Here is a 15218-nt window from a genome sequence, read left to right on the forward strand (position 1 = left end):
GCGTGCGTCGACCTCCTGCTGACGCACGCCCCGGGGTCCGTCAGCCGACCTTCTGGATCTTCGCGTTGCGGATGAGCTGCTTGCCGGCTTCGTGGATCTGGTTGAACGCCGTGTTGTTGAGCAGGGCGCAACTGCCGGAGGTCGAGGTAACCGGGACGGTGATGGACTTGCCGTTGTCCAGGTTGGTGACCTTCAGCATGGTCCCGGCGGCGAACTGATTGCTGGACGCCGCGGGGGAGCCGGCCTCACCAGAGAGGGTGACGGTGGAGCCGGGGCAGACGGTCTCAGCGCCACCGGTGGCCTGGGTCTCGGTCTGGGTCTCGGTCGCCTGGTCGCCCGCGGCGGCTTGGTCGCCTTCGGCGGCTTGGGCGGCCTGGGCAACACAGTCGACCGCGACGGCGGCCGCTTGGTCCACAGCCGCCTGGTCCACGGCCTCCTGACCGGCGGCGTCCTTGGCGTTCGTCTTGGCCTTGCCCTTGTTCTTGGCTGCACCCTTCTGATCGGCTGCGCCGTTCTGGTCGGCCGCACCGTTCTGCTGAGCCATGCCGTTCTGGTCTACCTGGGACTGGTCCGCCACGCCTTGCTGGTCGGCCATCCCGTTCTGACCGGCTGCACCGTTTTGGCCGCCCGCACCCTTCTGGCTGGCCGCACCGTTCTGGTCGGCCGCACCGTTCTGCTGGGCCATGCCGTTTTCGTCAGCCGCCCCGGCCTGCCCGGTGGCCATGCCGTTCTGGTCGGCCGCCGCGTTGGGATCGGCCTGGGCCACACAGCTCAGGACGGCCGCGCAATTCTGGAGGGCGGCTGCGTTCTGGGCCGCCGCGTCCTGCTGGCCGGCCGTGCCGTTCTGTGCCGCACCGCTTTGGTCGGCGGCCTCGTTCTGAGCTGCTGCCTGGTTCTGGCCGGCCATCCCGTTGTCGGCAGCGCCGTTCTTGCCGGTGGCCTGGTTCTGGTCAGCCATGCCCTGCTGAGCGGCCATACCGTTCTGATCGGCCGCACCGTTCTGCATGCCGTTCTGGTTGCCCATGCTGTTCTGGTCTGCCGCGCCGGTTTGGCCGGTGGTCGCGTTCTGCTGGGCCATGCCGTTGGTGTCCGCGGTCGCGGCTTCCTGGGTCAGGCACTGCTGCACGACCGCGCACGCCTGGTCGGCCGCCGCGGCTTGGTCCGCTGCTGCGGCCTGGTCGGCTGCTTCGGACTGGTCCGCCGTGCCGTTCTGGTCCGCCGTGCCGTTCTGGTCGGCCATGCCGTTCTGTGCCGCGCCGTCTTCGGCGCCTGCGCCGTTCTGGGCAGCCATGCCGTTCGCGGCCGCGCCGTTCTCGCCGGTCGCATCCTTCCGAGCTGCACCGTTCTCGCCCGCAGCCGCGCTGTTCTTGCCTGCTGCGCCCTTCTGGGCTGCGCCGTCCTTGCCCGCCGCGCTGTGCTTGCCCGCGGCACCGCTCTTACCTGCCGCGCCGCTCTTGCCCGCGGCACCGTTCTGGTCAGCCATTCCGTTCTGCTCGGCGCCGTTCTGGTCAGCCATGCTGTTCTGCTCGGCACCGTTGTCGCCGGCCGCGCCGTTCTGGTCGGCCATGCCGTTCTGCTCCACGCCCCCGGCCTGGCCGGCCATGCCCTTCTGGTCAACCACCGCGACCTCGTCCGCGGCTCCGGCCACTGCCGCGCAGTTGACCGCCGCCTGGGTTGCCGCTACCGCTCCCTGGCAGCCCGCGTCCTGCCTGCGTTGCTGGATCTGGTCCACCACCGCCTGGCGGTTGGCTATGCGGGCCGGGGACTGGGCGTCCGGGGTCAGCTGCTGGCTTGCTATGAAACCCAGGTTGTTCTGCAGTGCCGTGTCGAGCCCCGTGCAGTTCTCCGTCGCCGCGTTGCTTGCCGGGCTGCTCAGGGCGATCGCCGTCGCGGTCGCGGCCGCTACTCCCAGCAGGGCGACTAGTCCGATCGTCGCCGGTTTGCGGTGTCGTCCGGACGTGCGCAAGTGGGGCATCAGCCCCTCCTTTCGGGTCGCCACCTCACCACTGCACACGGCGGGAAACCCCGGGCGGTTCAGCTGGATTCGCCCCACTTCTGTCCACTGTGGACTATGTCAAACGGGTGTGATGAAAACCGGGTCTCAGCGCGAGTGCGCGGCGAAGAACCGCCACATGAGCGTGTTCGCGTCGATCTCGTGGGTGGTGTTGCCGTTCTCCGGCTTGGCCTGCGGGGAACCGGGCCAGGTGTGGCCGCCGTCGGCTACGGTGTAGAGCTGCACGTCGCAGTACGTCGTCAGCGTGACGTGCGTGCTCACCTGGGTGGTCGACGGGCCGGTGCCGCAGCCGTCGATGGACGCCCAGCGTTGCTGCGCCACCGGAACCGAGTACTGCCACAGGTCGGTGCCGCCGCCGTCGTACGGGTTGGTGGCATCCTGCTTGCCGTGGAACGCGATCACCGGGACCGGCACGCCCGGCCGGCAGGACGCCGGATCCGGGACGGACGTGTTCCCGGGCGTCGGCCGGCCCGCGCGCAGCCCGGCCACCGGGGCGATCGCGGCGATCCGATCCGGGTGGGCACAGGCGAACGCCGATGTCATCCGGCCGCCACCGGAGTACCCGGTGAGGTAGGTCCGGTGGGGGTCGGCGCAGAGCGCACCGGTGAGCGTCGTGATGACCTGGTCGAGGAAGCCGACGTCGTCGCGCGCCCCGGCGGGTGGCGTGCCGACGCCGGGGACGTTCCACGAAAGGCCGCCCTGGTAGGAGATCGCCCCTTCGGGGAACGCCGCGAGGTACCCGTCGGCGGCCGCGGCCATGTTCGAGTAGCTCAGCTGACCGGCGCCGCTGCTGCCGCTGCCGTGCAGGTTGAGCACGAGCGGTGCGGTCGCCGGGGCGTTCGCGGGAACGTAAACCGTGACGGGGTAACGCTTTCCGCCGTAGTCGACCGGGACGACGGACTGTCCGGGGGTGCGCGGGCAGGCCGGTGGCGGACCATCCGGGAGCGTCCACCGCTGGTTCGTCTGGTTGTTGCACGTCCACAGCTGCAACGGCGTGCCGTCGGTGCTCGACTGCCCGGTGACGTCCAGGCACCCGGCCGTCGCCGGGTTGACGAGCCGGCCGGAAGTGCTGTCGTAGCTCCACTTCTGGTGCGTGTTGCCCAGACAGCTCCACAGCTGGATCGGGGTGCCGTTCGCGGCCGAGCCGCCCTGGACGTCGAGGCACTTCCCGAGCGCGCGGATCGTGCCGTCGTCCTGGACGGTCCAGCTCTGCGCGCCGGACCACGTGCACGTGCCGAGCTGGATCCGGGTGCCGTCGGCGGTCGCGCCGCCGGTGACCGTCGCGCACTTGCCGGCCAGGCCCGTGAGCGGGCCGGCGGTCGCCGCGTGCGCCGCGGGGGCGGCGCAGAGTGTGGCGGCCGCGATCGCGAAGACGAGGATGGGTTTGAGGTACAAGGCGAACTCCGTTCCCGAGATCAACCGCTTAAGCACCGGTCTTGCCAGTAGAACAGCGGTGTTATCGCCGGTCAATGATTGTCAATGAGCAGGACAAGCCGCGGTGGATTGTCGCGGGATGTCTTGACAGGGGATACGCCGGAGCTGTCATGCTTAAGCGCTTAACACGCCCTCACCGCAGAGGAGTCAGCCTGTGTCCCCACGCTTGCGCAAGACTCGTACGATCCTCGCCGCGGCCGCGCTCGTCGCCACGGCCTTGGCCACACCGGGCGCCGCCGTCGCCGGCCCCCGGGCCGGTGGCACCCTCAACTACCTCAAGCAGATCTCCGGCCAGTACACGATCGCCGGGCAGCACAACAAGGAACCCGCGAACCAGCCGTCGTTCTACACCGGCAAGGCGCACGACATCACCGGCCAGTACCCGGGTCTGTGGGGCGGTGACTTCTTCTTCGGCGGCTCGGACGTCGCCAACCGGCAGGCGGTGATCGACCAGGCCAAGCTCGAATGGAGCCACGGCGCGGTCGTGACCATGACCTGGCACATGTGCCCGCCCACCCAGGGCAGCTCGTGCGATTGGTCCTCCGGGGTGATGAGCAAGCTCAGCGACGCCCAGTGGAGCGAGCTGATGACGAACGGCTCGAACCTCAACAACCGGTACAAGGCACGGCTCGACGAGATCGTGCCCTACCTGCAGCAGCTGCAGAACGCGGGTGTCCAGCTGCTGTTCCGGCCGCTGCACGAGCTCAACGACAGCTGGGCGTGGTGGGGCGGGCGCCCGGGCCTGGGCGGCAGCGCCGGCCTCTACCGGATCACCCACGACTACCTGGTGAGCAAGGGACTCACGAGCATCGTGTGGGACTGGGCGGTCAAGGACGTCAACATGGGGTCGATCGCGAGCTACTACCCGGGTGACGGCTACGTCGACGTCGCGGCGCTGGACGTCTGGATGAAGGCGAACTCGTCCTCTTCGGACTACCAGGCGATGCTGAACGTCTCGCACGGCAAGCCGATCGCTCTGGGCGAGACCGGGACGATCCCGTCGCCGGAGCTGCTGGCGTCGCAGCCGAAGTGGACGTACTTCATGGAGTGGTCGGAGTACCTGCAGGGCAGCAACTCCAACGCGGCCATCCAGCGCACGTACTTCGACGGGCGCGTGCTGGTGCTCGGCGAGATGCAGCGCGGCTGACGTCCAGGGTGCCGGGAGGCGCTCCCGGCACCCGGTTCACCGCAGCAACCGCGGGATGACTTCGGCCATCGCGTCGGCGAGCAGGTTTTCGCCGGTGACGTTGGGGTGCTGGTGGTCGCCGGCGTCGTACTCGGCCGCCATCCGCGCGGGGTCCGTGGCGGAGCGGAGCACCGCGTCGAAGTCGGCGTACTCGTGGCCCGACGTCCGGATCCAGTCGTTCACTCCACGGCGGATCCGCTCCCGGTCGTCGCCCAGCTCGGGCGCCATGGGCGTGATCGTGGCGAGCGCGACGCCGAGCCCGGCCGTGGTCGCCCGATCGACGAGCTGCCGGTAGGCGTCGATCTGCTGCGCGGCCGTCGGCAGCTCGCCGAGCGGCGCGTGGTCTCCCGGGAGGCCGATGTCGTTGCCCGCGTGGGCGAGCACCACGTGGGTGACGCCGGTGGTGCCGAGGACGTCGTCGTCGAACCGGGACAGCCCGGACCGGCCCCAGGACGGGTGCGCGGACGGGGCGTCGTGCCGGATCCGGTTTCCCGGGATCCCGCGGTTCAGGACGGCGATCCGCGCCCCGGCGGGAAGCCGCGCGGCAGTGAGCTGCGGCCAGCCCATGGTGGTGATGGACGCGCCGAAGCACACGATCACCGCGGCGGCCTCCGTGCCGGCGACCTCGACGGCGCGCAGGAACGGCCCGCCGGATGGCAGGGACCATCCGGTCCCCTCGGCGGCGAGCCCGGTCTCGGCCGCCGGGAACTGCCGCGAACCCACGACGTCTCCCGGGGTCGCCGAGCGCTGGAACCGGAACCCGTTCGCGGTCGCGTAAGGCGTCGGTTCGGGCAGGTGGAGGTCGACTTCGACGTGGTCGCCGTGGCCGACGGTCAGCTCGACCGGGTCGGTCCACCGCGACTCGCCGGCCGGGATCTTCGTGGTGCGCTGCCCGTCGAAGGTGACGTCGAGCCAGCGGCCGCCGACGCCGATCGCGCCGTGGCCGATCACGGCGGGCTCGTCCCCGAACCGGTTGCTCAGCTCCGCCCGGATGTGGCGCCCGCCGATGCTCGCGGGCACCGTCATGCGGACGGTGACGTCGGCGAACGGCGGCTCCTCGTCTTCGCCGCGGAAGTCCGTCATCGCCTGGGTCCACGTCGGCTGCCATCGCATGCCGCCAGTCTGGAACGGCATTCCATTGCTGTCAAGATCGCCAGGTGAGCTACGACCATCGCACTATCGGATGTCAGTCTTCGGTGCGATGCCGGGCCGGGGCGCCGGCTCTACCGTCGGAGCATGGACATCAGGGGAGTGGTCGGGACGGTGGTTCTCTGCGGCGCGCTGGTCGGCGTCGCCGGGTGCTCGAACCCGACCGGCAAGTCGTGGGCCATCACCTACGAGGTGACCGGGCAGGACAACGGGACGCTGGCGAAGGTCGGCTACGCGAACTCGCCCGACCGCTACAAGGACGAGGTCGCGCAGCAGAGCGTCCAGGGCCCGGTCGGCGTGCCGTGGAAGCAGGACGTGGTGGTGACCGCCGGTCAGAAGGCGGAGATCACCGCCACGCCGACCGGCGGCCTCACGCTCACCTGCCGCATCCTGCTCGACGCCCAGCGGGAGCTGGCCCGGGCCACCGCGCCGGGGCCCGGGCAGCCGGTGTCGTGCGCCAAGACCACCGACTCCTGACCCTCAGTCGTTGAGGCAGCGCAGCACCGGACGAGCGGTCAGCCGCGCCGGATCGAGCTGGTAGCGCGTGGTCACCCGGATCGTCGCGTGGTCCCCGGGCAGCAGCGTGAGCAGGCACTGGTCCGCTTCGGCGTCGGGGGCCAGCCGGTCGGCGAACACCGCCAGCTCGTGGACCAGGGACCGGGCGGTAACGGTGATGTCGTAGCCCGTCGCGGTCCGGGTGACGGTAGTGTCGAACCGGGGTTCGGGGTAGGCGATGTCGAGGTCGGCGGCGAGGAACCGGATCGCGCGTTCGGTGCCCGTGTCGGCGACCAGCAGTTCCCGTGCCGGGTCCCCGGCCACGCCGACGTCGCCGAACGGCAGCGTCACGGTGTCGCGCGGGGGCACCCGGACCGTCGTGCCGGTCTTGGCGAGGATCTCGCCGTCCACGGTGAGCCGGCGCAGTTCGAGGGGGGCCTCCCAGGCGGACGCGGAGTCGTTGACCAGGATCGCGGCTGGGCCGCCGTCCCGCTCCTGGATGGTGATCAGGCGATCGGCGTAGGCCTCGCGCAACGCGTACCAGAGCGGCTTGCGCCGCTCGGCGCCGTCGATCGCGCTCCACGACGTCACCGGCCAGCAGTCGTTGAGCTGCCAGACGATCGTGCCCATGCAGTGCGGCCGGTGCCCGCGGAAGTGCTCGATCCCGGTGCGGATGGCGCGGGCCTGGGTCACCTGCGTGAGGTAGTGCCAGTCCTCTGCGGACGCCGGCGCGGCGAAGTGGTGCGCGAGCCCGCGGGCGAGCTTTCCGTTGCCGTCCTTGGCCTTCTGGTGGTGCAGGATGCCCGGCGACTCCGGCGTCAGCGGGTCGTCGTGGACGGCCGCGGTGAGCGTCGCCCAGGCGGGCGGGGCCTGCCAGCCGAACTCCGAGACGAACCGGGGGACGCGCTCGAGGTAACCGCTGAAGTCGCGCTCGTTCCAGACGTCCCAGATGTGCACGCAGCCGTGGTCGTCGTCCTGGGTGTCGCGGGCCGGGTCGCCGGACCACGGACTGCCGGGGATGTAGGGCCGGGTCGGGTCCAGCTCGCCGACGATGTCCGGCAGCAGGTGCTCGTAGTAGCCGGCGCCCCAGTCCCGGTCGGCGAGCTCGGTCCGCCAGCCCCAGTGGAACCAGCCCATGTAGTTCTCGTTGTTGCCGCACCACAACGCGAGTGACGGGTGCGGCGCGAGCCGGACGACGGCCTCGCGGGCTTCGGCCTCGACCTCGCCGCGCAACGGCTCGTCCTCCGGGTAGCCGGCGCAGGCGAACAGGAAGTCCTGCCACACCAGCACTCCCCGCCGGTCGCAGGCGGCGTAGAAGTCGTCGCTTTCGTAGATCCCGCCGCCCCACACGCGCAGCAGGTCGATGCGGGCGCCGATGGCCTGCTGGACGCGGCGGTCGTAGCGGGCCGCGTCGATCCGGTGCGGGAAGCAGTCGTCGGGGATCCAGTTGGCACCGCGGACGAACAGCGGGACGCCGTTGACGCGGAAGGTGAACGCGCCATCCAGGTCGTCGAGTTCGATGGTGCGGAAACCTATCTCCCGCGACCACGTGTCCACAATGGACCCGTCGGCGGCTTCGAGAATGACGGTGAGCGGGTACAGCGGCTGCTCGCCCATGCTGTGCGGCCACCACAACCGCGGCTGCTCGACGGTCAGCGACAACGCCGACCCGGTGGGACCAAAAACTTCGACGCTGCCCACCCGCGCCCGCAGCACGAGATCGTCGGAGCCGTCGACGTCGGCGTTGATCTCGACCACGCCGTCGCCCGAGGAGGTGACCGACACCAGCGGCCGGACCTGACGCAGCCGGCCGACGTCCCAGACGTCGATGGCCGCGGTCTTCCACAGGCCCGCGGTGACGAGCTTCGGCCCCCAGTCCCAGCCGAAGTTGCAGGCCATCTTGCGGATGAAGTTCGACGGCTCGTCGTTGCCCAGATTGGGCAGGTCCCCGAGGCGACGGCGTTCCGCGCGGGCGTACCGGACCGCGGAGCTGAACGTGACGGCGAGGGTGTTGCCGTCGGCCAGCAGGTCGGTCACCGGGACGCGGTAGGAGCGGTGCATGTTGACGGTGGTGGCGATGACGTGGTGGTTCAGCTCGACCTCGGCGACGGTGTCCAGGCCGTCGAAGACCAGCTCGACGACGCCGGGCGCGGCCGGGCGGTCGAACGTCGTCTCGTAGCGCCAGCCGGTGAGGCCGATCCACTGCAGCTCGTCCTCGTTGCGGTCGAGGTAGGGGTCCGGGATGAGCCCGGCGGCGAGCAGGTCGGTGTGCACCGTGCCCGGCACGGCCGCCGGGATGCCCTCGGCGAGCCGGCGGGCCAGCTCGATCGGGACGTGGGTCAGAGGTCCGCAGGCGCGCAGCGTCCAGTCGCGGGCGCCGAGGTCGATCCGCACGGGTGGGTCCCTTCTGGTGGATGGGAGGGGGTCAGCGCCACGGGTCGGGCGCGGCGGCGGCGAGCCGGCGGGTGTAGTCGTCCGCCGGGTGGAAGATGACCTGGTCGGAGTCGCCGATCTCGACGACGCGCCCGGCGTTCAGCACCATGGTCGTGGCCGAGAAGTGCCGGGCGGTGGCGAGGTCGTGGGTGATGTAGAGGACGGCGAGATCGTTGTCCCGCTTGAGTTCCTCCAGCAGGTTCAGGATGTCCAGCCGGACCGAGACGTCCAGCATGGACACCGGCTCGTCGGCCAGCAGCACCTTCGGCTGGGGCGCGAGGGCCCGCGCGATGGCGACGCGCTGGCGTTGCCCGCCGGACAGCTCGTGCGGCAGCTTGTCCGCGTACTGGTCGGCGGGCCGCAGGTGGACGCGGTCGAGCAGGTCCAGCACGGCGCGGCGGTCGCCGTCGAGCCCGTGGACGCGCAGGGGCCGCGCCAGCTGGTGGTGCACCGGCTTGACCGGGTTGAGCGAGGCGAACGGGTCCTGGAACACCAGCTGCACGTGCTTGCGGTACTCCCGCAGCGCCCGGTAGCCGGGACGGCGGGGCTCGCCGTCGATCGTGATGGTCCCGGAGGTGGGCCGGTCCAGCCCGCACAGCATCCGGGCGATGGTGGACTTCCCGCTGCCGCTCGCGCCGACCAGCGCCAGGGTCTGCCCGGAGGTGACGGTGAAGCTGACGCCGTCGACCGCGCGGAACCCGGAGTAGTCGCGCACCAGGTCGTGCGCGCTCAGCTCGGTCATGCCGAGACCTCCTGGTAGAGGTGGCAGGCGACGTCGGTGCCGCCGACCGGCCGCAGCGTGACGTCGGTCGTGGTGCACTCCGGGCGGACGAACCCGCACCGGTCGGCGAACGCGCACCCGGCGATCGGCGCCGCCAGGTCCGGCGGGTGGCCGGGGATGCCGTGCCGGTCGCGCCGCTCCGAGCGCAGCGTCGGGAACGCGTTGAGCAGCCCGGCCGTGTACGGGTGCTGCGGTTTCTCCCGCAGCTTCACGCTGTCGCCGAGCTCGACGACGCGCCCGGCGTACATCACCGCGATGCGGTCGCTGATCTCCAGCAGCAGCGACAGGTCGTGGGTGATGAAGACGACCGCGAACCCGAGCCGCCGACGCAGCTCCGCGAGCGCGTCGAGGATCTCCCGCTGCACGAGGACGTCCAGCGCGGTGGTGGGCTCGTCCATCACGACGACGTCGGGGTCGAGCGCGAGGGCCATCGCGATCATCACGCGCTGCCGCATCCCGCCGGACAGCTGGTGCGGGTACGACCGGGCGACGCGCTCGGGCAGGCCGACGAGGTCGAGCAGTTCGCCCACCCGCGCCCGGCGTTCGGCCTTGGTCAGCTGCGGCCGGTGCGCGTGGAAGAGGTCCTGCAGCTGCGCGCTGACCCGCTGGACGGGGTTGAGGGCGTTCATCGCGCCCTGGAACACCATGGACATCCGGTCCCAGCGGAACTTCCGCAGCGCGCCGCCGGTCAACGCCGTCACCGAGACCGGCTCGGCGTCGTGCACGCCCTGAAAGGTGACGCTGCCGGCGGTCAGGTGCGCGGGCGCGCGCAGCAGCCGCGTGATCGCGTACGCCAACGTCGTTTTGCCGCAACCGCTTTCGCCGACGATGCCGACCAGCTCACCGCGGTGCACGTCCAGGTCGACGCCGCAGACGGCGTGCACCGGCCCGGTGGCGGTTTCGTAGTCGACGTGCAGGTTGCGTACCTGGAGCACGGGCGTCATCGGATGTCCCCCTGGGCGCCGCCGCGGCGCTGCACGCGCAGCCGCGGGTTGATCAGTTCGTCGACGCCGATGTTCAGCAGCGTCAGGGCCGCGCCGAGCACCGCGATGCACAGGCCCGGCGGGATGAACCACCACCACGCGCCTTGGGAGAGCGCTTCGCCGTTCTGGGCGAAGAACAGCATCGTGCCCCAGGTGACGGAGTTGAGGTCCCCGAGCCCGAGGAACGACAGCCCGGCCTCGCCGAGGATGGCGCCGATCATCGCGAACACGAACTGCGAAATGAGGATCGGGTAGAGGTTCGGCAGGATCTCGACGACCACGATCCGCCAGCCGCGTTCGCCCGACGCGCGGGCGGCGTCGACGTAGTCCCGGTGCGCCAGCGACGCCGTCTGGGCACGCAGGACCCGCGCGGAGGCGGCCCAGCTGGTGACCGCGATCAGCAGCGCGATCACGGCGATCCCGCTGGAGTGCAGGTAACTGGCGGCGACGACGATCAGCGGCAGGGCCGGGATGACGAGGAAGACGTTGCCGATCAGGTTGAGCACCTCGTCGGCCCAGCCGCCCGCGTATCCGCCGACCACGCCGACCAGCGCGGCGAGCAGCATCGTGACCGTGCCGGCGAGCAGCCCGACCAGCAGCGACGAGCGGAAGCCGACGATCAGCTGGGCGAAGACGTCCTGCCCGTTGTTGGTGGTGCCGAGCAGGTGCGCGGCCGACGGCCCGGCGAGGAGGTCGTCGCCGGTCGCGTGCGGGTCGCCGACCAGCAGCGGCCCGATGACCGCGACGGCCGCGTAGACCGCCACGATGCCGGCGCCCAGCAGGAACTTCGGCCGCCGGGTCAGCGCGGAGACGCGCCCGGCGCCGCGGACGGGCGTGATCACGGCCTGGGTCATCGGGCACCTGCTTTCGCCGTCGTGCGCACGCGCGGGTCGATGACCGCGTAGAGCAGGTCGACCAGCAGGTTCGCGCCGAGCACCGCGAGGGTGATGATCAGGAAGATGCCCTGCATCAGCGGGTAGTCGCTGTTGCGGACCGCCTGCAGCAGCGTGAACCCGATGCCGGGGTAGGAGAACACGGCTTCGGTGACGATCGCGCCGCCGACGACGAACCCGAGCGACACCGCGACGCCGGACACGCTCGGCAGGACGGCGTTGCGGGCGGCGTAGGTGACCATCACCCGCCGGAGGCTGAGGCCTTTCGCCTGCGCCGTGACGACGTAGTCCTCGGCGAGCGTGGACACCATCATGTTCCGCATCCCCAGCAGCCACCCGGCCAGCGAGCTGACGACGATCGTGAGCGCCGGCAGCAGCGCGTGGTAGATGACGTCGCCGACGAACTCGCCCGACCAGCCGGGCTCGATCTCGACGTCGTACCCGAGGCCGAGCGGGAACCAGCCCAGGCCGGCCGAGAGGAAGTACAGCGCGGCCAGCGCGAGCCAGAAGTACGGGATGGCGGCGAGCATCGTCGACCCCGCGACGAGCGAGTCGACGACCCCGCGGCGGAACCACCCGGCCAGCGCGCCGAGCGAGATGCCGAGCGTGAACGACACGACCGTCGCCACGCCGACCAGGCCCAGCGTCCACGGCAGGGCCTGGCCGATGATGTCCCCGACCGGCGCCGGGAAGAACGTCACCGAGCGGCCGAGGTCGCCGGTGAAGATCTGCCCGAGGTAGGCCAGGTACTGCTGCCACAGCGGCCGATCGGTCACGCCCAGCAGCAGTTCCAGTGAGTGCCGGGCCTCCGGGGAGACCGGCGCCATCGACGACTGCCGGGCCAGCACCGCGTCCACCGGGTTGCCCGGCGCGAGGCGGGGGATGAGGAAGTTCAGCGACAGCGCCGCGAGCAGCGCCACCGCGTAGAACATCAGTTTCTTGCCGAGGAACCGCATCTACTTGACCGGCTTGAGGTTCTTGGCGACGAACCCGGTGTCGGGGAAGCTGTCCGCCCGCGACAGCGCGTAGGCGTTGTCGTCGGTCGGCCAGCCGGTGACCTTCGTGGCGAGGAACGTCGCGTTCGGGCTGTTCTGGAAGACCGGGACATAGGGCAGCTTGTCCAGCATCACGCGGCCGATCTCCTGGGCGCGCTGCTTGAGCACGGCCTCGTCGTCGGTGCCGGCCATCGCGGCCAGCGCGGCGTCGACCTGCGGGTCGGAGAAGCGCGACCAGTTCGACGCGGCCTTCTGCCCGATCGGCGCGGTGGTCGCCGAGGCGAGCACCTGGTTGTAGAGCTGGTACGGGTCGGGCTTGCCGCCCAGGCCGTCGATGAGCAGCTGGAAGGTGCCGGTGGAGCGGTCGGAGTTGAACTGGGCGCTCGAAACCTGCTGCACGGTCAACGCGATCCCGGCTTCGGCGAGCTGCTGCTGCATCAGCTGCAACGCCTGGATGTAGTCGGTGTAGCCGGTGACGACCTTGATCGAGACGTCGAGGCGGCGGCCGCCCTTGTCGACGTAGATGCCGTCCCCGCCACGGGTGTAGCCGGCCTTCTCCAGCGCGGCCCGCGCGGCGGCGGGGTCGCGGGTGACCGGGCCGGTGATCCGGAAGCCGTCGTCCCGCGGGGTCTGCAGCAGCTCGGGGCTGGGCACCTTGGCGATGCCGAAGTAGACGGTGTCGACGATGCGTTTGCGGTCCAGCGCCAGGTTCATCGCCTGCCGCACGGCGAGGTCGTTCGTCGGCCACGCCGTCAGGTTCGGCACGAGGCTGGTCTGGTAGATCCCGGCGGACGGGACGAGGTGGGTCTTCGGGTCCTTGGCGACCCAGTTCTTCCGCGGGTCGGGCACGAAGGTGTTGCCCCAGTCGATCTTCCCGGCCAGCAGCGACTGGTTCGCGCTCGTGTTGTCGCTGAAGGAGATGAAACGGACGCCGTCGATGGCCGGCTTGCCCTGCTCCCAGTAGTTCGGGTTCTTCTTCAGCAGGAACGTCTGCGGCGAGAACGAGTCGAGGGTGAACGGCCCGGTGCCGACCGGGTTCGGGTTCAGCTCGGTGGCGGGGTCCGCGATCTTCTCCCAGATGTGCTTCGGCACGATCAGGGTGCGGCCCGCCGCGCCCCACAGCTGGTTGAACGCGGGCTGGGCGAAGGTGATCTTCGCGGTGTGGTCGTCCGGCGCGGCCGCGGCGGCCAGCGTCAGCCCGTTGGTGTTCAGTTCGGGGTGCTTGATCATGGCGTCGAAGGTGAAGGCGACGTCCTGGGCGGTGAACGCCTGGCCGTCCTGCCACTTCACGCCGTCGCGGGTGGTGACGGTGAGCGTGCGGCCGTCGGGGGAGAAGGTCGCCGCGGTGGCCAGCTGCGGCACCGGCGGGCGGCGTTCGGCCATGTCGAAGAACAGCAGCGACTCGTAGACGGTGCCGCCGTAGCCCGCTTGGGCCTGGTTGGGCAGGAACGGGTTGAAGTTGCGGACGAACGCGCCCGACGCGCCGGTGTTCGCGGTGATGATCACGCCGTCGGCGCTGGTCGCGGTGCTGGAGCACGAACTCAGGGCGAGGCCGAGCGCGAGGACGACGGCGGCGGGGGCGAGCAGGCGGCGGTGCCTTCCGGCCTTCATGGGGACTCCAGGAGTGCTTAAGCGGTTAACTCGATGGACGGCCACGTTGACGTCGCGCTGGGAGAGCTTGGTGTCGTCAGGCGGCGATCGGGGGCGGGCCTGGGTTAAGCGCTTCACATCTTGTAACCTCGGTCACGTCATGTCAATGGACCGAAACGATGTCGGGGTAGCCTCGTGCGAGGTGAAGCGATTGAGTCAGCGAGTTATCCGAGGAGCACGATGAAGCGGCTGACCATCTCGGACATCGCGGACGCGGCCGGGGTGTCGACGGGAGCGGTGTCCTACGCGCTCAACGGGAAGCCGGGGGTGTCGGCGGCCACGCGCGAGCGCGTGCTGGAGATCGCCGACCGGATGGGCTGGCGGCCCAGCACCGCCGCCCGCGCGCTGACCCGGTCCCGGTCGGGCGCGATCGGGCTGATCGTCGACCGGCCCGCCCAGGTGCTGGGCATCGAGCCGTTCTTCATGCAGCTGGTCTCCGGCATCGAGATGGCGCTGCGCTCGGACCCCTCGACGGCGTTGATGCTGGCCGTCACCGACGACCGGGACGCCGAGATCCAGACCTACCGCCGCTGGTGGGCCGAGCGGCGCGTCGACGGCGTCATCGTGGTCGACCTGCACGAGAACGACATCCGCACCGGCGTCCTGGCCGAGATCGGGCTGCCCGCCGTCGCGCTCGGCTACCCGCAGTCGGCCGAGGTGCCGTGCGTGTGGGCCGACGACGCGGCCCCGATGGAGGAGGCGGTCGGCTACCTCGCGGCGCTCGGGCACCGGCGGATCGCCCGGGTCGCCGGGCCGGACCGGTTCGCGCACACGCTGCGCCGGGACGAGGCGTTCACCAAGGCGGCCGAGACGCACCGGCTGGAGTGGTCGAAGACCGTCCACGGCGACTACTCGGGCGACAGCGGCGCCCGGGCGGCGCGGCGCCTGCTGTCGGAGCGCGACCGCGCGACGGCGGTGATCTTCGACAACGACGTGATGGCGTTGTCGGCGATGGCCGCGGCCCAGGAGATGGGCGTCTCCGTGCCCGAGCAGCTGTCCATCGTGTCCTGGGACGATTCGGCGCTGTGCCAGCTGGTCCGCCCGGCGGTGACGGCGCTGGACCGGCACATCACCCAGCACGGCGTGCTGGCCATCGAGACGCTCAACGAGATCCTGGCCGTCGGCGCGGCCGGGCACGTCCAGGCGCCGGCGCCGATCCTGATGCCCCGGGCGAGCACCGGCCGGGCTCCGCAGGACCGCTGACG

Annotated in this window: 12 protein-coding genes; 3 read left to right on the plus strand and 9 right to left on the minus strand. The window is 70.9% G+C overall.

Annotated elements, in window-relative coordinates; genetic code table 11:
* Window positions 1–40 precede the first annotated feature (40 nt).
* Window positions 41–1975: a hypothetical protein gene (locus tag OG439_RS05560; protein ID WP_326948257.1), complete on the minus strand. Its 1935-nt coding sequence runs from the start codon at window positions 1973–1975 to the stop codon at window positions 41–43.
* 126 nt (window positions 1976–2101) lie between these two features.
* A complete protein-coding gene (locus OG439_RS05565) occupies window positions 2102–3409 on the minus strand; it encodes an extracellular catalytic domain type 1 short-chain-length polyhydroxyalkanoate depolymerase (protein ID WP_326948258.1) in 1308 nt (435 codons plus the stop codon).
* A gap of 193 nt (window positions 3410–3602) precedes the next feature.
* Between OG439_RS05565 and OG439_RS05570 the strand changes: the two genes are divergently transcribed.
* A complete protein-coding gene (locus OG439_RS05570; RefSeq protein WP_326948259.1) occupies window positions 3603–4595 on the plus strand; it encodes a glycoside hydrolase family 26 protein in 993 nt (330 codons plus the stop codon).
* Between the two features lie 36 nt (window positions 4596–4631).
* On the opposite strand, the gene OG439_RS05575 is transcribed toward OG439_RS05570, so the two are convergent.
* Entirely contained in the window at window positions 4632–5747 is a 1116-nt protein-coding gene (locus OG439_RS05575; protein WP_326948260.1) for a GDSL-type esterase/lipase family protein, read from the minus strand.
* Between the two features lie 123 nt (window positions 5748–5870).
* On the opposite strand from OG439_RS05575, the gene OG439_RS05580 reads away from it, so the two are divergent.
* Entirely contained in the window at window positions 5871–6260 is a 390-nt protein-coding gene (locus OG439_RS05580) for a hypothetical protein (RefSeq protein WP_326948261.1), read from the plus strand.
* 3 nt (window positions 6261–6263) lie between these two features.
* Here OG439_RS05580 and OG439_RS05585 read toward each other — a convergent pair whose 3' ends face one another.
* The 6 genes from OG439_RS05585 to OG439_RS05610 are packed head-to-tail and all read right to left on the minus strand — an operon-like array spanning window position 6264 to window position 13974.
* A complete protein-coding gene (locus OG439_RS05585) occupies window positions 6264–8672 on the minus strand; it encodes a glycoside hydrolase family 2 protein (protein WP_326948262.1) in 2409 nt (802 codons plus the stop codon).
* A 31-nt stretch (window positions 8673–8703) separates the two neighbouring features.
* On the minus strand, window positions 8704–9453 hold the full coding sequence (locus tag OG439_RS05590) for an ABC transporter ATP-binding protein (RefSeq protein WP_326948263.1): 750 nt from the start codon (window positions 9451–9453) through the stop codon (window positions 8704–8706).
* Window positions 9450–10436 carry an ABC transporter ATP-binding protein gene (locus OG439_RS05595; RefSeq protein WP_326948264.1) on the minus strand — a complete coding sequence of 329 codons (987 nt, stop codon included), beginning with the start codon at window positions 10434–10436 and terminating at the stop codon, window positions 9450–9452. The genes OG439_RS05590 and OG439_RS05595 overlap by 4 nt, the downstream gene beginning before the upstream one ends.
* Window positions 10433–11329: an ABC transporter permease gene (locus OG439_RS05600; RefSeq protein ID WP_326948265.1), complete on the minus strand. Its 897-nt coding sequence runs from the start codon at window positions 11327–11329 to the stop codon at window positions 10433–10435. Before OG439_RS05600 ends, OG439_RS05595 begins: the two co-directional genes overlap by 4 nt.
* Window positions 11326–12324, minus strand: coding sequence for an ABC transporter permease (locus OG439_RS05605; protein ID WP_326948266.1), 999 nt, complete (start codon window positions 12322–12324; stop codon window positions 11326–11328). Before OG439_RS05605 ends, OG439_RS05600 begins: the two co-directional genes overlap by 4 nt.
* Window positions 12325–13974: an ABC transporter substrate-binding protein gene (locus OG439_RS05610; RefSeq protein WP_326948267.1), complete on the minus strand. Its 1650-nt coding sequence runs from the start codon at window positions 13972–13974 to the stop codon at window positions 12325–12327.
* A 219-nt stretch (window positions 13975–14193) separates the two neighbouring features.
* Between OG439_RS05610 and OG439_RS05615 the strand changes: the two genes are divergently transcribed.
* On the plus strand, window positions 14194–15216 hold the full coding sequence (locus OG439_RS05615) for a LacI family DNA-binding transcriptional regulator (RefSeq protein ID WP_326948268.1): 1023 nt from the start codon (window positions 14194–14196) through the stop codon (window positions 15214–15216).
* Window positions 15217–15218: the final 2 nt, after the last annotated feature.

Origin of the sequence: Amycolatopsis sp. NBC_01307 (genome assembly GCF_035975215.1) — a bacterium.
Lineage (GTDB): Bacteria > Actinomycetota > Actinomycetes > Mycobacteriales > Pseudonocardiaceae > Amycolatopsis.